This is a genomic window from Streptomyces sp. NPDC002004 (assembly GCF_053593975.1).
The window spans coordinates 1-21,676 of sequence record NZ_JBSFDP010000063.1; the positions used below are offsets into that span (position 1 = coordinate 1).

The following is a 21,676-nucleotide window of genomic DNA, read 5'->3' on the forward strand; positions in this document are numbered from 1 at the left end:
GCAGGCGGGGACGGCGGTCCTGGTCGATTCCCGGGGCGTGCCCCGCGTGCGCTGTGCCTGCGGCAACCCGCTGACACCGCCGGTCGCCCAGAAGGGCACTCCCAAGCGCGTGGGCAACGCCTGGCCCCACTACCGGCCCTCCGACGTCGTCGTGGTCGCACCCGTACACCGGGAGGTCAAGAGGTTCGTCATGGTCGACCCGCACAGCGGTGACTGGTTCGTACGGCGGCGCGGCGACGACAAGGGCGTGCACGACGAGAAGACCGCACCACCGGTGATCAAGCCGTCCCGGACACCCGGGGAAACGACGTCGCCGAACGGGACCTCCCCGTCCCCCTCGGGCAAGCCGTCCTCGTCCTCCTCCGAACCGTCATCCCCGGGATCGTCGCAGTCGTCGAAGGAGTCGAAGAAGCCCGGCGAGTCGAAGAAGCCGGGCGAGTCGAAGAAACCGAGTGAGTCCAAAAAGTCGGGCGAGTCGAAGAAGCCGAGTGAGTCGAAGAAGCCGAGTGAGTCGAAGAAGCCGGGCGAGTCGAAGAAGCCGAGTGAGTCGAAGAAGCCGAAGGAATCGAAGGCATCGAAGGAGAGCACGAAGCCGCCGGAGTCGTCGTCCCCGTCCTCCCCGTCGTCCTCGCCTTCCTCGTCGGGCAAGGAGTCCAGCCCGTCGAAGGAGAGCCCCTCGACGAGCAAGCCGTCCGCGCCGTCCTCGTCGCAGCCTCCGCCCCCCGTCCCGTCGCAGTCATCGGCGCCGTCGTCCCCGTCTCAGTCACCGGCGCCGTCAACGCCTTCGGGCGGCTCGTCGCCAGGTCCGTCCTCGCCCCCCGGCGGGTCGTCGGCCGCTCCGTCGAAGCCCCCCGCGTCACCCGTGCCACCTTCGTCCGCACCGGCGTCGAGGTCAGGAGGCGGGCCGTCGTCGGAGCAGCGGCAGCCCGAGCAGTCAGGTGGGCAACAGTCCCAAGGCGGGAACCCCGAGCAGTCGGGTGGGCAACAGTCCCAAGGCGGGAACCCCGAGCCACAGAAGTCCTGACGCTCAGATCGTGTCCTCCATGCGGATCACGTCCTTGAGGTCCTGATGCGCCCTGCCCAGCTTGCCCTCCTGGCCTTCGAGGAGCGCCGCGGCGATGGCGTCCAGCTTGCGCTGGATCGCGCGCTCGGCCCGCAGCTCCGAGTTCTTCAGAAGGGCGAGGAGCAGCAGGGTCACGGCCGTCATCACTTCGCCGGCGAGGAGCAGCCACCGTACCTCCAGGTCCGCGATGTGCACGGCGACGGTGAACGCGACCAGGGCGAGGCAGCACACGAAGAAGGCCGGTGAGCTGGTGAATTTCGACGCTGCCTCCGCCAGCCGTTCGAAGCGCCCACGGGTGTCACCACCGCGGTCGGCGGGATGTTGCAGAGTCATGGGTCGTTGCCACCTCCAACGCGCGGCTGAGGTCCGCGAGGACGCGGCCGCACAGACGCCCCGAGGGGGTGCGGCGGGCTCATGGGCACCTCGTACGCACCGGCCACCACGAGGTCGCCAGGTTCCCGGCAGCGGAGGCGGCAGCGAACGGGACACCATCGGTGCGCCGTGCCGCACGGACGGGGCGGGACGGCGTCCACACGTCGAGGGGCGGGGGCGTCGACGGGCGGGGCATCCCGAAGGCCGGGGCGGTGGCGGCCCTGGAACTGCGTCGTGATCTTCTTCTGCGTGTGTCTCCGCGGCAGCGGCCCGAGGTCACTCGCACGCGCGCCGGTGCCTGACGTGGACTCGCCGTCCGACTCGGCGACGGGTCGGATCACGCGCCTCCCGGATCCCCCGAGGTCAGTGTCCGGTCCTCTTGCGGACCTGATCAGCAGCCTTCCCGGCCATCTCCTGCGCCTTGCCGCGCAGCTGCTCGCCGCGCCCCGCCCGCTGCATGGACTTGTCGTGCAAGGCCTTTCCGAGGGTCTCCCTCAGCTTGCCCTTGATCTGCATTGCCTTGGCGTTGCCCTTGGTCATCACCGTTGCTGTCCTCTCGCCGGGGGTGCGGGCCGGGACGATCCGTCCGAGAAGGCCGGGCGCACCCTTGTTCACCGTGCGCCCGCTCGGGTGGCGCCGCAACCGGCCTGTGCGACTGGCAGCCGCGGGCGCCGCCCAACGCGGGCCGTCGGCGGCGTACCTCGGTCCAGCGGGTGCGCTCCTGGTCGGCCGGTGCCGGATGAGCCGTCCGGATGAAAGGAACTCCGGCGCGGCAAGAGGCGCTTGAAGCCCGGAAGCCGAACGGAGCCCGGGGAGGGGACGGGGCCGACAGTGATTCCCGGGGTGTCAAGTCCCGACTCCTCGGAGCGTGACCGTGTCGGTGGCCGCCCGGCCTACTGGTGGTGCGGGCCTCACCGGCAAGGGAGTGGGGCGGAGTGGTGAGGAGAGTGCCACGTCTTGTTTCGGCTGTCTGCGGGCCGGTGTACGGCTGTCGCGGGTCTGCGCGCCGGGCGGTGCCGGTGCCGGTGCCGGTGCCGGCGTCGGGTGCGGGCGCGGTGCCGTCGCCCGGCGCGAGGGTCACGGGGCCGCGTGCCGACGGCGGCGGCGAGGGCGGTGACGGCGGTGCCCGGACTTCGCCGCCCGTGGCGACGGCCCGATGACGACCCTGCGGAGAGACTCGTGTCCGGCCGCTTCCCACGGCGTCCGCTGGCCCTGGCAGTCGTCTCGCTGACCCTGGCGGCCGGCACCGCGTGTGCCGTGCACGTCTCGCCCGGTTCCCCCACCGGTACCGGCCATGTGGCCGCGGTCGGTCACGACACCCATTGCGGCAGGCAAGGGGACGGCGGCGCAGGCGGCCGCGGTGGTGAGCCCGGCCGGCCCGGTGACCCGGGCGAGCCCGGTGGGCCCCGCTGTCCACGCTACGGCGCTCTGCCGGACGGGACCAAGGACGACCTCACAGCTAAGGACAGGGTCCGTATTGTGCTCGCGGTGATGTCCGGGCACGTGACCAGGGCCGAAGTGGCCGACAGATACAAGATCCCCGCGGCCGAGGTCGACGACTGGAGGCAGGAGTTCCTCGACGGCGACTGGTACGGACTGATGGGGGATGACACCACCACGTCCGCCCACGACCTCGACGCCCTCAAACAGAAGCTCGTCGACGGTGACGGGACGGGAGCGATGGACGACAGCCCGTTCACCCCGTGACGCCCCGGTTCGCCGAGCGATCGGTCGGCCGTGGTCCGCGGATCCGTCCGGGTCGACCCCTCGCGGCGTGCAGGCGCCAACGGCCGGGCCCTCGTGGGCTCCGCGGGCTCGGCGGTCCGGGCCGCCCGGGCGGCGGCGGAGGACGACGACGCCGCCCACCGCGCCGGTGGGCTCAGGCCTTGGCGATGGACTGCTCGGCCCAGACGGTCTTCCCGGTGGGCATGTGGCGCGTACCCCAGCGGTCGGCGAGCTGGGCGACCAGGAGCAGGCCGCGACCGCCCTCGTCGAAGGTCCGGGCCCGTCGCATGTGCGGCGCGGTGCTGCTGGAGTCGAAGACCTCGCAGGTCAGCGTGGTGGGGTCGTGGATGAGGCGGAGTTGGATGGGCGGCCGTCCGTAGCGGATCGCGTTGGTGACCATCTCACTGACCATCAGCTCGGTGACGAAGGCGGCGTCGTCGAGTCCCCAGGCGGTGAGCTGCTCGGTGGCGTGGCGCCGGGCACGGGACACGATGGCGGGGTCGACGGGCAGATCCCAGGAGGCGACCTGGTCGGCGTCGAGAGCACGGGTCCGTGCGAGGAGCAGCGCGACATCGTCGTCCGGGCGGTGCGTCAGCAGGGTCGTGAGCACCCGGTCGCAGACCGCTTCGAGCGTCCGGGCGGGGCGCGCGAGGGCGGCGCACATCCGGTCGAGGGCCTCGTCGATGTCATGGTCGCGGAGTGCGAGGAGGCCGTCGGTGTACAGGGCGAGCATGCTGCCCTCGGACAGTTCGATCTCCATGGTCTCGAACGGCAGCCCGCCCAGACCCAGCGGCGGCCCGGCCGGCATGTCGAGGACGTGGACCGCGCCGTCCGGGGTCGCCACGGCAGGTGAGGGGTGTCCGGCCCTGGCCATGGTGCAGCGGCGCGTGACCGGGTCGTAGACGGCGTACAGGCAGGTGGTGCCGATTCCGGCGCCCTCGGCGGCGGACGGGTCGGTGCCGGCCTCGTCGGTGGACAGATGGATGACGAGGTCGTCGAGGTGGGTGAGCAGTTCGTCGGGCGGCAGGTCGACGTCCGCCAGGGTGCGCACCGCCGTCCGCAGCCGGCCCATGGTCGCCGAGGCCCGGATGCCGTGGCCGACGACGTCGCCGACGACCAGGGCAACGCGCGCGCCGGACAGCGCGATGACGTCGAACCAGTCGCCGCCGACTCCGGCGCCGCTGCCGGCCGGCAGATAGCGCGAGGCGATCTCGAGGGCGGCCTGCTCGGGCAGGCTGTGGGGGAGCAGGCTGCGCTGCAGGGCCATGGTGGTGGTGCGCTGGCGGGTGTAGCGGCGGGCGTTGTGGATGGCCAGCGCCGCACGGGCGGTGAGCTGCTCGGCGAGCCACAGGTCGTCCTGCTCGAAGGGGTCCTGACGCGCGTCGCGGCCGAAGAGGGCCACGCCGAGCGTGGTGCCCCCGGCGCGCACGGGGACCACCATCAGTGAGGTGATGCCCGCGGTGCGGATCCAGGCGGCGCCCGGATCCCTGTCCGCCCACCGGGCCAGCGCCGGATCGGCCGACTGGTAGTGGGCACCGTGACCCCGGGCCAGACAGTCGGCCACCGGCGAGTGCGCCGGGTGGACGATCGTCTCTCCCGCGGCCAGGGTGGCGGAGCCCTCGAGGACCGAGTGGAGCGCGCTGCGGTACACCGTGACAGGGCCGCCCGACGGTGCGGCGGACGGATCCTCGCCGCGCCCGGGGGCCTCCAGCAGGTCGACGGCGACGAACCCCGCGAGCTGCGGCACCGCGACGTCGGCCAGTTCCTGGGTGGTGCGGGCGATGTCCAGCGTGGTGCCGATACGGGCGACGGCGTCGCCGAGCAGACCCAGCCGGCGGTCCGCCGGACCCCCGCCGGCACCTTCGTGCACCGTCAGGCACACCGCACGCACGTGGCCGGCCCCGTCCTTGAGCGGGGTCATCGAGGCCGGCCTGCTGCCGCGCTCCCCGTTCGCCCCGGCGGGTGCGATCGGCACGTCCGTGTCCTGGGGCTCACCGCTCTGCAGGACGGAGCGCATCGCCTGCTCGGCGGCGTCGCTCTCGGGGCAGGGCGCGATCTCCGGCAGCCGCAGCCCGCGCATCCCGGCCTCGCCGAGCGACAGCGCCTGCTCCGTACGGGTGTTGGCCCGCACCAGCCGCAGCTCCGCGTCGAAGACCGCCGAGGCGTAAGGGGCCTGGGTGAACGCCCACGCCTCCCACGCCTCGTCCCCGCTCGTCCGCGGCCCGCCCGGCACGGCGCACAGCACGAGCCATTCGGTGATCCCACCGCCGGGGGTACGGCGGTGGGCCAGCAGGTCCAGCCGGAGCCGGCGCCCGTCGCGGTGCCACAGCACCGCGGAACCGCTCCACCTCTGTCGCCCGGACACCTCCGGCCGGGCCGGCTCCTCGGTGTCGTCGGCGAGCAGACGGGCCGCGGGCAGACCGACGACCTCCGACGGCAGATAGCCCAGGAGTCGCCGTGCGCCGCCGCTCCAGCCCGTGACGATGCCCTGCTCGTTGATCGTGGCCGTGGCCGTGTAGGCGGGCTCCCCGACGGCCTCCGTAGGGGCCGCCCCCTGCTCGTGAGGCTCGCCGGGCCGCTCACCGGACGGGGTGGGAAGTCGCTCCATCGCCGCTCATCTCGTCCTCGCTCGGTCCTCTTCGCCCGTCGCTCCCCCACCGGAAGCAGCACGGCCGGGGGCTCCCCTCGACCAGCATGATCCCCGGCGGCAGGGAGCACCAACGCAGCGCACGCCCCGGGGACCCCTGCCCCCGCGGACCGAAGGACCGGGACCTGCCGCGCGTACGCCCGGCCCTCCCTCACCGCTTCCGCGGCCACCCCGGGCACGCGGCCTGCGTCCGGCCCGCGCGGTCCCGTTGCTTCGCATCATGTCTTCGCAGCGTGACGGTGATGTCCCGAGTCGGCGACACGGGGTCGTCGGCCGGTGCGCGGCGGGTGCTCGCATTGCTACGTTCCCTGCGTCCAAAGGGACCGCGGCCGGGGGGCCGCGGAGAACGGGGGGAAGATCCACCATGAGAACGACTCGTCGGAGATCCGGTGCCGGTGTGTTCGTCGCCGTTGCGCTGGCCGCTTCGCTCACGGGGTGCGCGGAGCACGGCGCGGACGCGGGTGACAGGGCCGCCGCGGAGCCCGGTGCCCACGCATCGGCTTCGGCGTCCACCGGGACGTCCGGCGCCGCCGGCGGCTCCGCGTCGTCGAAGGGCTCGGCGGGTACGGGGAGCTCCGGAGCGACAGGCGGCTCGGGCGGCTCGGGCGGCTCCGGCGGTTCCGGCGGCTCCACGGCGACGAGTGGCACCGGTGCGGCGGGGACCACCGGCGGCGTGCACGCGGCGCAGAAGTCCGGGGGCGTGTCCGGCGGGGCCTCGGCAGCGAAGAAGGCGGGCTGTGCGAGCAAGCCGCCGACCCCGGACGAGGCCGACCCGGACGAGATCGCCCTCTACCGCATCGAGAAGATCAAGGGCGACACCGGACATGTGAACCTGGTCTTCCAGCACGGCGCCTGGGGGTGCGCGGGCAAGGACACGGACGGGGCGCCGTTCATCGTGTCCGGCGAGGAAGCACGCTGGGCGCTCGACCAGGCGGCGTACGTGACGGCCACCAACCCGATCACGGACACCTCGACGAACCAGCGGATCGGCGTGCAGGAACTCATCGACTGGGTCGACGCGCACCCCGACTCCGGTCTGGTGTTCAAGTACGAAACAGGCGACGACGGTGCCATCCACCGCCTGGAGCAGGTCTTCACCCCCTGAGCGCCTCCCTCGGATACGAACGAGCCCGCGGACCGCGGCACGGGGGACACCCCGGGCCGCGGACCACGGGACTCGACGGTGCGTTCAGCCGGGGCTCACGCCCTGGCACCGGCCATCGCGCGGCACATCGCGGCGCACCGGCGACAGGACTCCGCGCAGCGCATCATCTGCGCGTCGTCCGGCATGCTCATACACGCCTCCGCGCACATCTCGCAGGCCCGTGCGCACATGGCGCACATCTCGGCGGCCATCGGCGACCTGCGCATCATCATGTCCGCGCACATGCGGGTCATTTCGGAACAGTCCATCAGCGCCCGCATGATCTGCATCTGGGCCTGGCCGCCCATCTGCATGCACGAGCTCATGGTCTCCTCGCAGACGGTGTGGCACGCCATGCACGCCTCGACGCAGTCCTGCATCTCCTTGCTCATGGGGGTCGCGGTTCCGGGCTGCTGCATGATTCCTCCTCCGGGTGGAGGGGCCCTGGCCGGGCCCCTTTGCCCTCCGTCGTACGCCCCCCGGCCGCCGCGCGCCATCCGGCGGACGCGGCGCCGGAGCCGTGCGCCTGCCACTCGAGGCGACGGTGCTCCGCCCGGCGCAGGGGGGCGGGACACCCGGTACGGAGCGCGACCCGGAACACTGCGCGCCGGGCGACGCGGGCGACGGCCGGCCGGACGCCCCGCCGCAGCGCGTCGACGTCGGCGCTGCACCTGGCCTGCGATGCCGACGGCCCCCGTCAGAGCGCGGGCGGAGTGTCGCGCGGGGCCGCTGCCCGCCGCAGGTCCTCGTGCCGAACTCGCTCACCATGCGGGACACCATGTCGACGACCTGTTCCTCCTGGGAGACGTCCGCATGGTGGGCGCAGCAGCGCACCCCGAAGTCCTCGATCTCCCGTACCACCTCTTGCACGGAGCCGGAGTCGGCGACGTAGTTGACCACGGCGTCGGCGCCCATGCGCCCCGGCACGACCGCGGTGGCCCTGCCGGTCCCGGAGTTGGCGCCGGTCACCAGCGCCCGTTGCCCTTTCAGCAGCGGAAGGGTCGTGATGTTGTGCAGTGCGCTCACGCTGGTGCCCACTGGTGCCTATCGGCCGGTGCTGTCGAGGAACGCGGTCCCGTCCCGTCCGGGGCTGCTCGGGCCGGTCATCCTCGACCACATCACCCCCGTGGGCCGTTCGGCCCGCAGTGAAACCCGCTGCCAGCCCGACCGGGAACGGGGAGTCGGACCGAATGGACCAGCGGCCGCCACGGCGTCCGTGCCGTCACGCCGCACGGACCTGTTCACGTCCCTCGCCGTGCCCCCAGCCGTCGCCACACGGCCCGTTGCCCCTTGAGGGTGGCCGTCCCGACCAGGATCAGGACCACGATGTTCAGCAGCAGCTGGACCAGGGAGCCCCGCGCCTGCCGCCACTGTCCGAAGGCGAGGGAGACCCCCATGTCCGCGGCGGCGGGGATCGTGGTGACCGAGATGAAGACGCCCAGCAGCGCGCTCGCCCTGGCCTCGGTCAGCGAGACGATGCCGACGACTCCCGCCAGCGCCGCCACCACGAGCGAGTAGAAGTCGGGGTTGTCGATGAGGTGGGACACCGGTCTGATCCCCCGGGCGAAGGCCGGTGGCTCGATGTGCAGCGCCCGCACCAGCAGGGAGAACAGACAGGTGACCGCGACGGCGGCCGAGAAGCCGGTCAGCAGGGCGCGCAGGCCCTGGCGGACGCGGCCGTACGCGCCGCGGTCGATGCCGAGGGCGACGCTCGTGACGGCCCCGTACTCGGGTCCGACGACCATGGCCGCGACGATCAGGATCTGGGAGTTGGTGAGGATGCCCACCGAGCCGATCAGTCCGGCGACGACCAGGAGGAGGTAGAAGCTCGGCGGATACCGGCCCTCGGCGCGGATGCGCGCCTCGACCTGTTCCCACAGCGGTGCGTCCGCCATCACCCCCAGTTCCCGGGCGCTGGTCCGGCTCGCCAGGTCGCAGAACGCCACGCCCACGGGCTCGATCACGATGGAGCCGAGCCGGTCGAGCTCCAGCTCCCGCAGACCGCGCAGCACGTCGTTCGCGGCACCGGTGAGCACATCGCACTCGATGGCGCTGCCGTCCGGGTTGTGGACCCGCCCGGGGCGCAGCGTCAGGTTCAGCACGCACGGGTTGCCGCCGAGGAACGCCATCGCCCGATCGGTCACGTCCGGCGGGCTCACCGCCCGCAGATGGACCAGGTCCACCCCTACCACATCCCGTCAGTTCCGTCTCGTCCGGCGATGCCGGGCAATTCTCGACGGTGAAGGCGGACGTGGGTGGGTTCGACGCGCACGAAGGGCCCGCATAGCGGACATTGGAGGGATGGATCGCTATCCGCCGATCGCCGACCACGGTCTGGTGGGAGATCTGCAGACGGCAGCGCTGGTCTCCTCGCAGGGCGTGGTGGACTGGTTCGCGGCCCCGCGCTTCGACTCGCCGAGCATCTTCGCCGCCCTCCTCGACCACGAACGGGGTGGCCACTTCACCCTGGCCCCGGACGGCGGACACGAGGAGGGCGCCTGGCGGCAGCTCTACTATCCGGACACCGCCGTGCTGGTCACCCGGTTCATGTCGCCCGACGGGGTGGGCGAGGTGATCGACTGCATGATCCCCAACGCGTCCCGGCAGGCGTCCGACCGCCACACCCTGATCCGAGGCATCCGGACCGTACGAGGCACCGTGCGCTTCACCCTGGAGTGCAGGCCCCGCTTCGACTACGGGCGCGCCCGTCACACGCTCGACCTGGGCTCGCAGGACGCCGCCTTCCACGCCTCCGGCATCACGGCCCACCTGCAGAGCACCTTCCCTCTGCGGCGCGACGGCGACGACGTCACGGGCGAGGTGACTCTCGGTGAGGGGCAGGTCGCCGCCGCGATCCTCACCACCTGTGATCCCGGCGGAGCGGCACCTGCGAGGCCCGACGAGGGAGAGGTAGAGCGGGAGATCTGGGGGGTGATCGACCACTGGCAGCGCTGGGTGCGCACCAGCCACTACCGGGGCCGCTGGCCCGACATGGTGCACCGCTCGGCCATCACGCTGAAGCTCCTCACGTACGCCCCGACCGGGGCTCCCATCGCCGCCGCCACGATGGGCCTGCCCGAGCAGGTGGGCGGCGAACGCAACTGGGACTACCGGTACACCTGGATCCGCGACGGCTCGCTGTCCGTCCGCGCTCTGCTCGACATCGGGTTCGTCGACGAGGCCACAGCATTCGTCCGCTGGCTGGGGGACCGGCTGCACGACCAGGCGGGACCGGACGGGGAACCGCTCCAGATCATGTACCGGGTGGACGGGGACCCGCAGTTGAGCGAGGAGATCCTCGAACACTTCGAGGGCTACCGGGGCTCGGCCCCGGTGCGCGCCGGGAACGCCGCCGCCGACCAGCTGCAACTCGACGTCTACGGAGAGGCGTTGTACGCGCTGTCCGAGAGCCGCGACATCGCCATGCACGTGGGCTATCACGGCTGGAAGGGACTCAGCCGGACCCTCGACTGGCTCGTCGATTCCTGGGACCGCCCCGACGAGGGCATCTGGGAGACCCGCGGCGGGCGCAAGGACTTCACCTACAGCCGCATCATGTGCTGGGCCGCCTTCGACTGCGGGCTGCGGCTGGCGCAGGAGTGGAGCCGTCCCGCGCACATCATTCGCTGGACCACAGCCCGCGACGCCATCCTCGAACAGGTCATGCAGCGTGGCTGGAGCCAGGAGGAGGAGGCCCTGGTCCAGTACTACGAAGGGAACGTCCTGGACGCCTCCCTATTGCTGGCCCCACGCGTCCGCTTCATGGCACCCCTCAGCCCGGGCTGGCTGTCCACCCTGGACGCCATCGAGCGGAAGCTGGTCTCCGACAGTCTCGTCTACCGGTACGACCCGGCCGCGTCCCCCGACGGACTGCGCGGTTCCGAAGGCACCTTCAGCCTGTGCACCTTCCTGTACGTCGACGCCCTGGCCCGCTCCGGCCAACTGGACAAGGCGCGTTACACGTTCGAGAAGATGCACACCTACGCCAACCACGTCGGCCTGTTCGCCGAGGAGATCGGCCCCGGCGGCGAGCAGTTGGGCAATTTCCCGCAGGCCTTCACGCACCTGTCGCTCATCATGGCCGCGGCCTCGCTGGACGACGCGCTCGACGAGGCCGTGGACCGGGTGCGCGACCGGGCCGCGGACAGGCCCACCCCCTGGCACATCCGGCCGGAGTGAACGTCCCACGTGCGCGGGCCCGGCCGGTGCCCCTTCCGCGCACCCCGGCTCGGAGCGCGACGGCCCTGTGCGGGGCGTCGCGTGCCCGGACCGCCACGCCGGACGGCCGACGCACCGGGTGGACAGTAAGTCTGCGCACAGATAGTCTGTGCGCGGATTAACCGTCCGTCACCGGGGAGGCCACTCATGTGGGTGTACGAGCACAGCGTCGAGACCAACGCCACGACCGAGGCGATCTGGAACCTGTGGGCCGATGTGGAGAACTGGGGAACCTGGAACGCCGACATCGAGAGCATCGAGATCAGCGGTCCGTTCGCGACCGGCACCGAGATCGTGATGACCCCGGCGGGCCAGGACCCCGTGCGGCTGCGCATCGGCCGGCTGACCGCAGGTGAACTGTTCGTGGACGAGGCCGAGTTCGACGGCCTGCTCCTGCGCACCATCCACCGGGTCGAGGCGGGCACCTCGCACCGCACCAGGGTCGTGTACCGGATGGAGATCACCGGTGACGCGGCCGACGAACTCGGCCCCGGGATCGGCCCGGCCATCACGGCCGACTGGCCCGACACCATGGAGGCCCTGGTCGAGCGGGCGCGCGGCTGATGGCACTCGGTCCCGGCGACAGCCCCGGCTTCCTGCTCTGGCACACCACGCTGCGCTGGCAACGGGACATCGCCACGGCGCTGGGCCCGCTGGGCCTGACACATGTCCAGTTCGTCCTGCTGGCCTGTACATGGTGGTTCAACGCGCGGGGCGAGCAACCCAACCAGCAGGCCCTCGCGCGTCAGGCCGGTACCGACGTCAAGATGACCTCGCAGGTCCTGCGTGCCCTGGAGGGCAAGGGGCTGCTCGAGCGTGAGGTCGACCCGGCCGACACACGCGCACGACGGCTGCGGGTCACCGCCGCCGGCGCCGAACTCGCGCCGCGCGCGGTCGCCGCCGTCGAGGAGGTCGACGCCTGCTTCTTCGAGCCGGTCGCCCTCCAGGACGCACTGGACCTGCTCGGCGGTCTGGCCCGGCGGGACGAGCCCTGAGGCGCGCCCGCGCCGGTCGTCGGACTCCTGCCGTCCGACCACAGGGTCCACAAGGGCGGACGGAGGTCCGGCGGCCGTCCTAGAGCGGACGGAGGCCGGTGCGCTCCTTCGACGGGGCACGGTGGACGCGGGCCAGGACGAGGACGGTGTCGTCCGCCGGGGGCGCGGGCAGCAGGCCGGCGAGGATGCTGTCCGCCGCCGCCTCCAACGAGGCGGCCGGCCTGCGCAGTTCGGCACGCAGCGCGTCCAGGCCCTCGTCGATGTCGTGGCCCCGCGTCTCGATGAGACCGTCCGTGTACAGGGCCAGGACGGCGTTCTCGGGCACGTGGATGTCCGTCGTCAGGTAACGGAACCCGCCGACCCCGAGGGGGACCCCCCGCGGCTCGGAGACGGTGTCGACCGAGCCGTCGGGACGCAGCACGAGCAGCGGAGGATGGCCGGCGTCGGCGACGGAGGCCTGCCCGGTGGCGGGGTCGTAGACGACGTAGAGACAGGTCGCCAGCTCGATGCCCGCCTCCCTGGCGCAGGAGTCCAGCTCGGTGAGCAGGGTGCCGGGGTCGCCGATGTGCCGGGCGAGGGCCTCTGCCGTGATGCGCAGCCGTCCCATGGCCGCGGCCGCCGGCACACCGTGGCCCATGACGTCACCGACGACGAGCGCCACCCGGTCGCCTGCCAGCGCGACCACGTCGTACCAGTCCCCGCCGACCTCGGTCAGCCGCCCCGCGGGCACGTACCGGTGGGCGACCTCCACATGCGGACCGGCATTCGGTTCCTTCGGCAGCAGTGCGCGCTGGAAGGTGAGGGCGATGTGCCGCACCTTGCTGTACAGACGGGCGTTGTCCAGGCACAGCGCGGCGCGCGAGGCCAGCTCGGAGGCCAGGCTGAGGTCCTGTTCGTCGAAGCCGGGCCGTGCATCCGAGCGGCCGAAGATGATGATCCCCTGCACGGTCCCGCGCGCGATCAGCGGAGCCACCAGCAGGCAGGTCAGGCCGCTCTCGGCCAGCAGCCGGGCCCTGTCCCCGTGCAGAACCGTGCGCCGGGTGAACTCCTCGTCCACGACCGCGGTGACCGGGCGCCCCGTACTGAGCACCTCGTGGATCGTGGAGCCCGGTGGGTAGGTCACCCCCTGCACTCCGCCGACGACGTCGGTGGCGGGTGGCGGCAGCGACGTACCGGCCGCGATCCGTCGGGTGACCAGCGGCTGCGCCGGGTCGAAGACCTCGGCGCCGTCCATCCCGTCCGCCACCTCCACGACGGCCGCGTCGCAGAAGTCGGGAACCGCGGCCTCGACCAGTTCCCCGGCGGTGACGTTCAGGTCCAGGGTGGTTCCGATATGGGCCGCTGCCCGGTCCAGCAGGGCAAGGCGCTGACGGGCCGCGGTCGCTTCGAGGATGGCCTGTTCCCGGGCGGTGACGTCCACCAGCAGACCGCCGAGACCCGCCCGGGTACCGACCGCCCGGCTCAGCGGGAAGAAGCTCACCGACCGCACCTGGTCGCGGTCCGGGTGACCCGCCGTGCGCATGCCCACCAGCATGCCGACCACGGGCGGGCCGCCCGCGGCCACCTCGTGCAGGAGCCGCAGGGACTCACCGTCGTCGGACATGCGCATCACCTCGGACACATGCCGCCCCAGGTGGTCCTCGATGGGTATCCCGTCCATGTCCGCGAGCGCCTGATTGAGGTGGACGTAGCGCATGCCCTCGTCCAGCATCACCAGACCGATCGGGCACGTCTCGAAGAGCGCGTCGAGGAATGCCAGATTCGTCTTGACCCGGTCGAGGTGGTCACTGCGGCTGGCCAGCGCCATCACCACCGTGTGCCCGCGCTCGCCGAGGACCGGGAAGACACGGAACCCGCAGCTGAAGACCGAGCCGTCCCGGTTGAGCACCGGCGCGGGACCCCGCCAGTAGCCCCGGGTCCGCCCCAGCTCCACCATCTTCTCGAAGGCGCCGGGCGAACCGTCGTCGGTGGCCGGGAACAGGCAGGCGGTGGGTTTGGAGAGCACCGCCGCCGCGTCGTACCCGAACAACTGCTCCGCCCCCGGACCCCAGTAGCAGATCCGGTCGCCGTCGATGCCGAAGACGGCGATGGCCACGCGCTCCAGCAGCGTCCCGAGCTCGGACCGGAGACGAGCCCGAGCCACAGCGCCCCCCGTCGGATCCGATGACACCAGTGGTTCCTTCCGTCCGGCAGGGAAGCGAGCCCGGCGGCCGGAGCGCGGGCGCACCGCCAGGACACCGCCCTTCCCCCTATGGTGCAGGTTTCACCCGAATGCAGACACCGGATGCACCATCCACCGAGCGGGTGCACGCACCGGGGGCACGCTCCGTGCGCGGCCGGATCGGCTGCGTCATCATGTGCCCCGGGCCGTCCGCGGCAGGCATCGGCGGGCCCGTGCCCTGTGCCTTCGCACCCGGCACGGGCGTTCGGAGGTCAGGACCCGCTGATGGGGTCCTCCGGCATGCGCCGCCGGATCCCGGGCGCCGTGCCGGACGGCGGGTGGTCGCCGGGGGAGTCCGGTGGCCGTTCGACCAGCGCGGCGAGGTTCGCCAGTGCCAGGCGGGTGCCCAGTTCGTTGTCACGGGCGGGTACCGCGTCGGGGATCCCCTCGTGCACGATGCGGACCTCGGTGCCGTCGCCCGCGTCCACGAGCGTCGTGGTCATCGTCATGATCCCCCGGAACGCCGGGTCCGCCGTCTCGAACTCGATGGCCTCCACGACCCGTTCGTCCGGTACGAGACGGACGAAACGGCCGTGGTAGGTGTCGGTGCGGGCGGCCGACTTGCCGGTGCCGGTCGGTGCGTCGTAGCGCAGAGAGACACGGAAGGCCCCGCCCACCCGTGGGTCGAACTCGTGGACGTGGCCGGTCATGCCCGCGGGCGCCCGCCACCGTGCGACGGCCTCCGGGTCGAGCAGTGCGCGGTAGACGTCGGCCCGCGGGGCCTCGATGTACTGCGAGACCTGCGTGGAGTACATGGCCCCCACGGTACTGCGACGGGCGCAGGGAACATCGGCGGCGGCCGTCCCGGGGGCGCCGCGCCCGGCGCACGGCCGGGCCGCCGGCACCGGGACGGCGCGGGCGCCGAGCGCTACTTCACGACCGACGACCAGTCCGGGGACTGCGCCGGGTCGAGGCTGCGCAACCGCTGGAGGACTTCCGGCTTCTGTGCGTCCATCCAGTCCGCGACCTCGCGGAAGGACACGCAGCGGACCTCCTTGCGCACGCACACGTCCTTGATGACGTCGTCGACGGCCTTCATGTAGATGCCGCCGTTCCAGTCCTCGAAGTGGTTGCCGATGAACAGCGGCGCCCGGCTGCCGTAGTACACCCGGTTGAAGCCCGCGAGGTAGGACTTGCGGGTTTCCTCGCGCCACTGCGCGTACTGGGACGGGTCGCCGTCGGTCTCGCCCTTGGACTGGTTGTAGAGGAAGTTGAAGTCCATCGACAGGCCCTGGTACTTGCCGCCCTCGTAGGGCAGCATCTCCAGCGGGAAGTCCCAGACACCGTCCTTCTTGGTGGGCCATATCTGGAAGTCGCCAGCCGAGCTGGCGTCGTAGCGCCAGCCGAGCTTCTTGATGGCCGGAAGCAGGGTCTTCTGGCCCTCGAGGCAGGGCGCGCGGCCGCCGATGACCTCGCGCTTGGCGTCGAACGGCAGGGGCGGCAGGTCCTTGTAGCCGGTGTTGGTCTTCCACTTCTGCACGAAGCCGTAGAACTGGTTGATCTCGCTCGTCCACTCCGCGGTGCTCCAGTGACCGCCGCCCTTCGCCCCGCAGAAGTGGCCGTTGAAGTGCGAGCCGATCTCGTTGCCCTCCTTCCACGCCTGGCCGAGCTGGCCCAGCGTGGTGCGTATGTGCTCGTCGGTGGGGTAGCTGATCGCCGCGGCCCCCGGGCCGTGCTGGGGCGGGTGGTAGAGCGTCCTGTGGTCCTTCGGCAGCAGGTAGATGCCGGTGAGGAAGAACGTCATATGGGCGTTGTACTGCTTGGCCAGCTCCCGGTAGTGCGAGAAGAGATGGTCGTCCCCCTCGAGGGCGCCGTCCCAGGAGAACACGACGAACTGGGGCGGCTTCTCACCGGGCTTGAGCCGCTTGGGCTTGGCCAGGCCGGGCTGGGGCCCGGTGTACGACGTGGAGCCGTCCCCCAGCACCTTGGTCCTGCCGTCCCAGGCGGCATCGTCGCCCGCCTTGCCCTGTGCGGAGGAACCGCTACGGCCGGCGGACCGGGCGTGGCCGTCGGAGGCCCCGGCGTCGTCCGTGCCGCCCAGTAGCAGAGGGACGACGATGCATGCGGCGATGAGCGCGAGCACCACGACAACGATTTCCGGGCGTATGGCGGGCGAGGTGCGCGCGGCGCGGCGTCGGCGGTCGGTCTTCAATGTCATTCCTGGCGCATTCTGCTAGGAGGGAGAGCGGAATGTGGCGCTGTGCCATGAGGGCGCCCGCGTCAGTCGAGCGGGCTCATGACGCTCGACCAGATGCCGTACGGGGCGGTGGTGGCGGGTGAGCCGGCCACGCCCTTCAGCGGCAAGGCGTCGAGGCTCTTCGACAGGTCCATGCGGTAGACGACGACCGCGGTCGACACCGAGCCGTAGGTGCCGGTGTACCAGGCAGCGGTGTCGTCCTCGGTGGTGCCGCCCTTGCCCGCCGTCTCCGCCTGGGTGCTGCCGGTGGCGGGGTGGTGGGCACGGTAGGAAGCGGTGAGCGCGTCGGTGACCTCACGGGCGACCTCGGCGCGGACCGCGCGGCGGGGACGGGGTGTCCGCAGGGGGACACGCGAGCCGTTGCGGGTGATGCGGCGCACCGAGTACGGCTCCGAGTGCATCCCCTGGGCGGCGAACGTGGCGTAGGCGCTGGCCATCCGGATCGCGCTGGGCGTGGAGCTGCCCAGGGAGAGCGCCGGCACCTGCGGCCCCATGCTGGACGGCAGCATGCCCGCCGCCTGGGCCGTCCGCCGGACGTTGTCCAGGCCGGTGTCCATGCCCAGCTGCATGAACGGCGAGTTGACCGAGTCGGCGAGGGCGTCGTGCAGGCTGATCCGCCCGAAGGACTTGTCGTCGTCGTTGTGGGCGGTGACCTTCTTGCCGCTGCGGTCCCAGTAGGGGCCCTCGGGCGTGGTGATGGTGACGTCGTCGTCGCCGTTGTAGAGGGTCTGCGGGGTGACGGGGGTCGCCGCCGCGCCGCGCTCGGTGCGGACGCCGTTCTCGAGGGCGGCCGCGTAGACGAAGGGGAGGAACGCCGAGCCGGCCGGAACGGTGGCGGCGTTGGACTCGTTGAACCCCTGCTTGCGGTGGTCCGGGCCGCCGTAGACGGCGAGGATGCTGCCGTTGGCGGCCACCGACGCGGCGCCGAAGCGGGCGACCTTCGCCGCACTGGCGTCGCGGCCCTTCGCGTCCTTGCGGGCGAGGGCCACGGCCCGGGTGAGGGTGCTCTCCCGGCGCTTGTCGAAGGTGGTGTAGATCTGGTAGCCGCCGAGGTCGAACTGCTTGTCCGAGATGTGCCCGGACTTCTTGGCGTACTGACCGGCGAGCTGCACCAGGTAGTCGGTCTGGTGACCGGTGTCCTGGGACAGGGACTGCTTCACCGGCTCGGGGAAGTGGGTGTACTTCGCCCGCTCGGACCGCGACAGCTTGCCGATCTTGACCATGCGGTCGAGGATCCAGGACCACCGCTCCACGGCTCGCTCGTGATTGGCGTGGCTCAGCGTGGGGTCGTAGAGGCCGGCCCCCTTCAGCAGGGAGGCCAGGAACGCGGCCTCGCTGGCGTTGAGCTGGCCGACCTCCTTGCCGTAGTACGCCTGCGCCGCCCGCTGGATGCCATAGGTGCCGCGCCCGAACCAGCTGGTGTTGAGGTAGCCCTCGAGGATCTGGTCCTTGCTCATGTGCTGGTCCAGCTTGATGGCGATCATGGCCTCGGTCAGCTTGCGGCTCACCGACCGGTTCTGGTTCAGATACACGTTCTTGACGTACTGCTGGGTGATGGTGGAGCCCCCCTGGGTGTCCCCCTCGCCCACGGTGCGCCACAGTGCGCGGGTGATGCCGCTGACGGATATGCCGGGGTCGGAGTAGAAGCTCTCGTTCTCCGCGGCCAGGACCGCCCAGCGCACGTCCTCCGGTATGTCCTTGAGCGGCATCTCCTGGCGTCGCACCCATCCGGTGCGCGCCATGGGCGTCCCGTCGGACCAGAAGTAGACGTTGTCCTGCTGCGTGGCGTACGTATTGAGGTTTTCCGGTATGTCCGTCGTGGCGTAGGTGATGACCAGCAGCGTGCCGATGACCCCCAGACACGTCAGGACGCTGCCCACCCACTGGCGCCAGGACGGCACCCAGCGCCGCCAGTCACTGCGGCCCGGACGCGGGTACTGGGGCCTGAGCCGGCGGGCGTACGGTGCCATCCGGCGGACGAGCGGGGCCACCCGGTCGTCGACCGGTGCCAGCCATCCCGCGACGCTCCGCTGACGGGGCTTGCGGCGGGTGCCGCCGCGGCGCGTGCCGGACGTGCCGCCGGCCTGCCGGTGTTCGGATCCGGCCGTGGCGGACTCGGCTGTGCCGGACTCGGCTATTCCGGATTCAGCTATTCCGGATTCGGATGCGCCGGACTCGCCGCCGTCGGTCCCGTCGTGGCCCGCACCGTCGTCCATGCCCTCGGCCCGGGGGCCGGACGCGGTCCTTGCACCTGCAAGGCCGCCGACGCCGTTGGTGACCCGCCGGAGCCAGGGCTCCTTCGGGGCGGCCCTGCGGCGCGACCTGCTTCCCCCGTCAGACCCGGCCATGGTGGGCCCCCGGAACCGGCCGCCGACCCAGGTGCGTGTAGCCCCTCGGATGCCACGGTGTGGTCATCTCTGCATCTCCCTTTGCCCTGACACTTGCTCGCGCGGGTAGATGCAGCGGCCGTGGTCGACGGCCGCGAGCCCCCCTCCCCGACCTTCCGGTACGTCGCGGGCACTCATAAATTATCAGCGGTTTCCGTGAAGTCTTTGGTCGGGAATGGTGAAGACTCAAACAAGAGGGATCGGTGCCGATACGGGGCCATTGCCGTGCTCTGCGGAGAACGCCCGATTGTGGCGGGGCTCCGAGAGGGTGACCGCGGCCGTGTTGCGCCTCCGTGTCGTGGTGGTTGCGAGGGTATCTCCGACCGGGAACGGAGCCGACGGGAGCCACCCCTGTCCGGCCATTTCGTCCGCGTCCCGGACTGCCCCCGGAATGGGTGAGGGCAGCAGGATCTGCCGCCGGCGGGTGGGTGGCCCGAATTCGTCCCTGTCCGTGCCGAGTCGGGGGCCGGGGCGGGCGAGCGGTGCACCACTCCTGCCGGCGCGGGGGTGCGGCGGCATGGCGCCGGTGTGCGCGGAGCTTCTGACGGGCTGTGACGCGCGCAACGCCGAGAGAATTGAACACGTTCAGAAACTGGGCGTACGCTGCTCCCGTGAGCGAGAGCGCAGCCCTTCTGCGGGGCATACGTGTCTGGTTGGCCGTCTTCGTCGTCTGTCTGGTTCTCAGCGGCGCCACGGCCTTTCCCCTGGTGACCGAACTGCACTGGGCCGATGGCCTGTTGACGTCCGCCCTGTCGCCCGTGAGCGACCGCCTGCCCGGACTGGCGGACTGGATCCACCGGGTGCGTGTCGGCCTCGACCAGGTCGATGCCCATCAGCCCTTCGTGCTGTACGGCACCGACTGGCTGGCCTTCGCGCACCTGGTGATCGCGGTCGCCTTCTACGGGCCGTACCGCGATCCGGTGCGCAACATCTGGGTGGTCGAGTTCGGCATGATCGCGTGTGCCGGGATCATCCCGCTGGCCCTCGTCTGCGGGCCGGTCCGCGGCATCCCCTTCTGGTGGTCGGTCATCGACATGTCCTTCGGGGTCCTCGGAGTGATCCCCCTCCATGTCGTCCGCCGGAGGATCAAGCGCCTGGAGGCGCTGAGCGGGGCGGTCGGCACGGCAACCGCGGCCGTCCCGGCATGAGGAGGTCCGTGCCGTCCCGTCGTGTCCGGTCCCGGTATGCCACATCGGACCGGTCCCCGTCACCCGGCGTTCCGGGAGCCACGGACCGCGGTGAGGGCCCGGCACGTTCCGGGACCCGGCCGGGCGACGGGAACGCGCTCCTCGGCGCTGTCGTCGGACACCCCTCCGGCCTTCGGGCGGACGACGGGAGCGCGATGACAGCCCCGGTCAGCCACCGATCGCGTCGAGTTCGGCGATCGCGCCGGCCGGCAGCGTGAGCTCGGCCGCGACGACGTTCTCGCGGAGATGGGCCACGGAGGAGGTGCCCGGGATCAGCAGGGTCGTGGCGGAACGACGGAGCAGCCAGGCCAGCGCGACTTGTTGCGGCGAGGCGCCGAGCCGGACGGCCACCGTCGTCAGGGCCTCGGCCTGCAACGGCGTGAAACCGCCGAGGGGGAAGAACGACGCATAGCCGATGTGCTCCGCCGCGCACCGTTCCACGAGGGCGTCGTCCTCCCGGCGGACGAGGTTGTACAGGTTCTGCACCATGACCACGGGCGCGATGCCCTGTGCCTCGGTGAGCTGTGTGCCGGAGACCCCGCTCAGCCCGAGGTGACGGATGAGGCCCTGCTCCCGCAGGTCGGCCAGCGTGCCCAACTGCTCGGCGACGGAGTCGTCGGAGGGTCCCTCGTACGAAGCCAGGCGCAGATGGACCACGTCGAGGGTGTCCAGCCCGAGGTGACGGAGATTCTCGTGGACCTGGGCCGTGAGGTCCGCGGGCTCCAGCGAGGGCCGCCAGCTCCCGTCCTCGCCGCGCCGTGCGCCGACCTTGGTGACGATGTGCAGATCCTCGGGGTAGGGGTGCAGAGCCTCCTTGATCAGCTCGTTGACCACGACGGGACCGTAGAAGTCGCTGGTGTCGATGTGGGTGATGCCCAGCTCCACGGCCTCGCGCAGCACCGCACGTGCCTGGTCGCGGTCCCGCGGTGGGCCGAAGACGCCCGGGCCGGCCAGCTGCATCGCGCCGTATCCCATGCGCGTGAGGGTGAGTCCGTCGGCGAGGGTGAGGGTCCCGCCGGAAAGGCTGTGGGTCATGTCAGGCCTTTCGCGGCTCGTCTCGCGGTGCGTCGTCCGGGACGGCGGGCAGCGAGCGCTTCCGCCACCCGTGGGCCCGCCACGACGTCCGGCCGCGACAGGGCCGGATCAGCCGTCTCGCGCATCCGCAGGCCGGCGACATCGACCTCCACTCGGACAAGTGCCCCGTCGTCGACACCGACGGCCCCCAGCTCGTGGTCTTCCACGCCGGGCCCGGAAGCCTCAACGCGGAGCTGCTGGGCGTCCTGGGAAGCCTCAACGCCCCTGCGCCGCCGGCACCGCGCGAGGATCCCGCCACCCGCTCCACCGACCAGCCGTAGGCCGTCGAGGGGCCCCGGCCGGAGCGGGCGCGGGGGGGGCCCCCGGCGGGGGGCGCGGGGGGATTGCCGCGCCCGGGGGGGGGGGCGGGCCGGGGCGGGGGGGGGGCGGCGGGCCGCTCGGTTACGACAGTGCAGGCGTCAGCGCGTGCCGGCCGCACCGCGCTT

At 71.8% G+C, this 21,676-nt stretch carries 17 protein-coding genes and 2 pseudogenes; 8 read left to right on the forward strand and 11 right to left on the reverse strand.

Annotated elements, in window-relative coordinates; genetic code table 11:
- The first annotated feature begins 46 nt into the window (after window positions 1-46).
- A complete protein-coding gene (locus tag ACWCP6_RS36285) occupies window positions 47-1,024 on the forward strand; it encodes a DUF6777 domain-containing protein (protein ID WP_450936944.1) in 978 nt (325 codons plus the stop codon).
- A 3-nt stretch (window positions 1,025-1,027) separates the two neighbouring features.
- Here the strand turns inward: ACWCP6_RS36285 and ACWCP6_RS36290 are convergent, their stop codons facing one another.
- On the reverse strand, window positions 1,028-1,396 hold the full coding sequence (locus ACWCP6_RS36290) for a low affinity iron permease family protein (RefSeq protein ID WP_450936928.1): 369 nt from the start codon (window positions 1,394-1,396) through the stop codon (window positions 1,028-1,030).
- Between the two features lie 402 nt (window positions 1,397-1,798).
- A complete protein-coding gene (locus ACWCP6_RS36295) occupies window positions 1,799-1,975 on the reverse strand; it encodes a CsbD family protein (protein ID WP_450936929.1) in 177 nt (58 codons plus the stop codon).
- A 639-nt stretch (window positions 1,976-2,614) separates the two neighbouring features.
- On the opposite strand from ACWCP6_RS36295, the gene ACWCP6_RS36300 reads away from it, so the two are divergent.
- On the forward strand, window positions 2,615-3,142 hold the full coding sequence (locus tag ACWCP6_RS36300; RefSeq protein ID WP_450936930.1) for a transposase: 528 nt from the start codon (window positions 2,615-2,617) through the stop codon (window positions 3,140-3,142).
- Window positions 3,143-3,314: 172 nt separating this feature from the next.
- Here ACWCP6_RS36300 and ACWCP6_RS36305 read toward each other — a convergent pair whose 3' ends face one another.
- On the reverse strand, window positions 3,315-5,768 hold the full coding sequence (locus ACWCP6_RS36305; RefSeq protein ID WP_450936931.1) for a SpoIIE family protein phosphatase: 2,454 nt from the start codon (window positions 5,766-5,768) through the stop codon (window positions 3,315-3,317).
- A 403-nt stretch (window positions 5,769-6,171) separates the two neighbouring features.
- On the opposite strand from ACWCP6_RS36305, the gene ACWCP6_RS36310 reads away from it, so the two are divergent.
- Window positions 6,172-6,912, forward strand: a complete 741-nt coding sequence (locus ACWCP6_RS36310) for a hypothetical protein (RefSeq protein WP_450936932.1) — start codon at window positions 6,172-6,174, stop codon at window positions 6,910-6,912.
- A gap of 95 nt (window positions 6,913-7,007) precedes the next feature.
- On the opposite strand, the gene ACWCP6_RS36315 is transcribed toward ACWCP6_RS36310, so the two are convergent.
- The 3 genes and pseudogenes from ACWCP6_RS36315 to ACWCP6_RS36325 form a co-directional block, all read right to left on the reverse strand.
- A complete protein-coding gene (locus tag ACWCP6_RS36315; protein ID WP_450936933.1) occupies window positions 7,008-7,370 on the reverse strand; it encodes a four-helix bundle copper-binding protein in 363 nt (120 codons plus the stop codon).
- A gap of 328 nt (window positions 7,371-7,698) precedes the next feature.
- A pseudogene (locus tag ACWCP6_RS36320) lies at window positions 7,699-7,944 on the reverse strand (SDR family NAD(P)-dependent oxidoreductase); the annotation flags it as partial.
- Between the two features lie 248 nt (window positions 7,945-8,192).
- Complete coding sequence (locus ACWCP6_RS36325; protein WP_450936934.1) at window positions 8,193-9,134, reverse strand: DUF389 domain-containing protein; 942 nt, start codon at window positions 9,132-9,134, stop codon at window positions 8,193-8,195.
- A gap of 118 nt (window positions 9,135-9,252) precedes the next feature.
- On the opposite strand from ACWCP6_RS36325, the gene ACWCP6_RS36330 reads away from it, so the two are divergent.
- The 3 genes from ACWCP6_RS36330 to ACWCP6_RS36340 all read left to right on the forward strand — a co-directional run bounded on the left by ACWCP6_RS36330 (window position 9,253) and on the right by ACWCP6_RS36340 (window position 12,164).
- Window positions 9,253-11,130: a glycoside hydrolase family 15 protein gene (locus ACWCP6_RS36330; protein ID WP_450936935.1), complete on the forward strand. Its 1,878-nt coding sequence runs from the start codon at window positions 9,253-9,255 to the stop codon at window positions 11,128-11,130.
- Between the two features lie 186 nt (window positions 11,131-11,316).
- Window positions 11,317-11,733 (forward strand): polyketide cyclase, encoded by a 417-nt coding sequence (locus ACWCP6_RS36335; protein WP_450936936.1) that lies wholly within the window; start codon window positions 11,317-11,319, stop codon window positions 11,731-11,733.
- The gene (locus tag ACWCP6_RS36340; protein ID WP_450936937.1) at window positions 11,733-12,164 is read left to right on the forward strand and encodes a MarR family winged helix-turn-helix transcriptional regulator; all 432 of its coding nucleotides are present in this window, start codon (window positions 11,733-11,735) and stop codon (window positions 12,162-12,164) included. The genes ACWCP6_RS36335 and ACWCP6_RS36340 overlap by 1 nt, the downstream gene beginning before the upstream one ends.
- Before the next feature lie 79 nt (window positions 12,165-12,243).
- On the opposite strand, the gene ACWCP6_RS36345 is transcribed toward ACWCP6_RS36340, so the two are convergent.
- From ACWCP6_RS36345 to ACWCP6_RS36360, 4 genes are all read right to left on the reverse strand, one after another.
- A complete protein-coding gene (locus tag ACWCP6_RS36345; protein ID WP_450936938.1) occupies window positions 12,244-14,307 on the reverse strand; it encodes a SpoIIE family protein phosphatase in 2,064 nt (687 codons plus the stop codon).
- A 290-nt stretch (window positions 14,308-14,597) separates the two neighbouring features.
- Window positions 14,598-15,140, reverse strand: a complete 543-nt coding sequence (locus ACWCP6_RS36350; protein WP_450936939.1) for an SRPBCC domain-containing protein — start codon at window positions 15,138-15,140, stop codon at window positions 14,598-14,600.
- Window positions 15,141-15,253: 113 nt separating this feature from the next.
- A complete protein-coding gene (locus ACWCP6_RS36355) occupies window positions 15,254-16,543 on the reverse strand; it encodes a hypothetical protein (RefSeq protein WP_450936940.1) in 1,290 nt (429 codons plus the stop codon).
- Between the two features lie 62 nt (window positions 16,544-16,605).
- Window positions 16,606-18,930, reverse strand: a complete 2,325-nt coding sequence (locus ACWCP6_RS36360; RefSeq protein WP_450936941.1) for a transglycosylase domain-containing protein — start codon at window positions 18,928-18,930, stop codon at window positions 16,606-16,608.
- Between the two features lie 650 nt (window positions 18,931-19,580).
- Here ACWCP6_RS36360 and ACWCP6_RS36365 point away from each other — a divergent pair.
- Window positions 19,581-20,117 carry a hypothetical protein gene (locus tag ACWCP6_RS36365; protein WP_450936942.1) on the forward strand — a complete coding sequence of 179 codons (537 nt, stop codon included), beginning with the start codon at window positions 19,581-19,583 and terminating at the stop codon, window positions 20,115-20,117.
- 207 nt (window positions 20,118-20,324) lie between these two features.
- Here ACWCP6_RS36365 and ACWCP6_RS36370 read toward each other — a convergent pair whose 3' ends face one another.
- On the reverse strand, window positions 20,325-21,191 hold the full coding sequence (locus tag ACWCP6_RS36370; RefSeq protein ID WP_450936943.1) for an oxidoreductase: 867 nt from the start codon (window positions 21,189-21,191) through the stop codon (window positions 20,325-20,327).
- Window positions 21,192-21,247: 56 nt separating this feature from the next.
- Here ACWCP6_RS36370 and ACWCP6_RS36375 point away from each other — a divergent pair.
- A pseudogene (locus tag ACWCP6_RS36375) lies at window positions 21,248-21,511 on the forward strand (MmyB family transcriptional regulator); the annotation flags it as partial.
- Window positions 21,512-21,676 lie beyond the last annotated feature (165 nt).

Bases quoted from the DNA above. Each gene is read 5' to 3' on its own strand.
- ACWCP6_RS36340 (WP_450936937.1), top strand. From the start codon at position 11,733: ATGGCACTCGGTCCCGGCGACAGCCCCGGCTTCCTGCTCTGGCACACC.
- ACWCP6_RS36335 (WP_450936936.1), top strand. From the start codon at position 11,317: ATGTGGGTGTACGAGCACAGCGTCGAGACCAACGCCACGACCGAGGCG.
- ACWCP6_RS36290 (WP_450936928.1), bottom strand. From the start codon at position 1,396: ATGACTCTGCAACATCCCGCCGACCGCGGTGGTGACACCCGTGGGCGC.
- ACWCP6_RS36295 (WP_450936929.1), bottom strand. From the start codon at position 1,975: ATGACCAAGGGCAACGCCAAGGCAATGCAGATCAAGGGCAAGCTGAGG.
- ACWCP6_RS36305 (WP_450936931.1), bottom strand. From the start codon at position 5,768: ATGGAGCGACTTCCCACCCCGTCCGGTGAGCGGCCCGGCGAGCCTCAC.
- ACWCP6_RS36350 (WP_450936939.1), bottom strand. From the start codon at position 15,140: ATGTACTCCACGCAGGTCTCGCAGTACATCGAGGCCCCGCGGGCCGAC.
- ACWCP6_RS36360 (WP_450936941.1), bottom strand. From the start codon at position 18,930: ATGGCCGGGTCTGACGGGGGAAGCAGGTCGCGCCGCAGGGCCGCCCCG.
- ACWCP6_RS36310 (WP_450936932.1), top strand. From the start codon at position 6,172: ATGAGAACGACTCGTCGGAGATCCGGTGCCGGTGTGTTCGTCGCCGTT.
- ACWCP6_RS36315 (WP_450936933.1), bottom strand. From the start codon at position 7,370: ATGCAGCAGCCCGGAACCGCGACCCCCATGAGCAAGGAGATGCAGGAC.
- ACWCP6_RS36355 (WP_450936940.1), bottom strand. From the start codon at position 16,543: ATGACATTGAAGACCGACCGCCGACGCCGCGCCGCGCGCACCTCGCCC.
- ACWCP6_RS36330 (WP_450936935.1), top strand. From the start codon at position 9,253: ATGGATCGCTATCCGCCGATCGCCGACCACGGTCTGGTGGGAGATCTG.
- ACWCP6_RS36370 (WP_450936943.1), bottom strand. From the start codon at position 21,191: ATGACCCACAGCCTTTCCGGCGGGACCCTCACCCTCGCCGACGGACTC.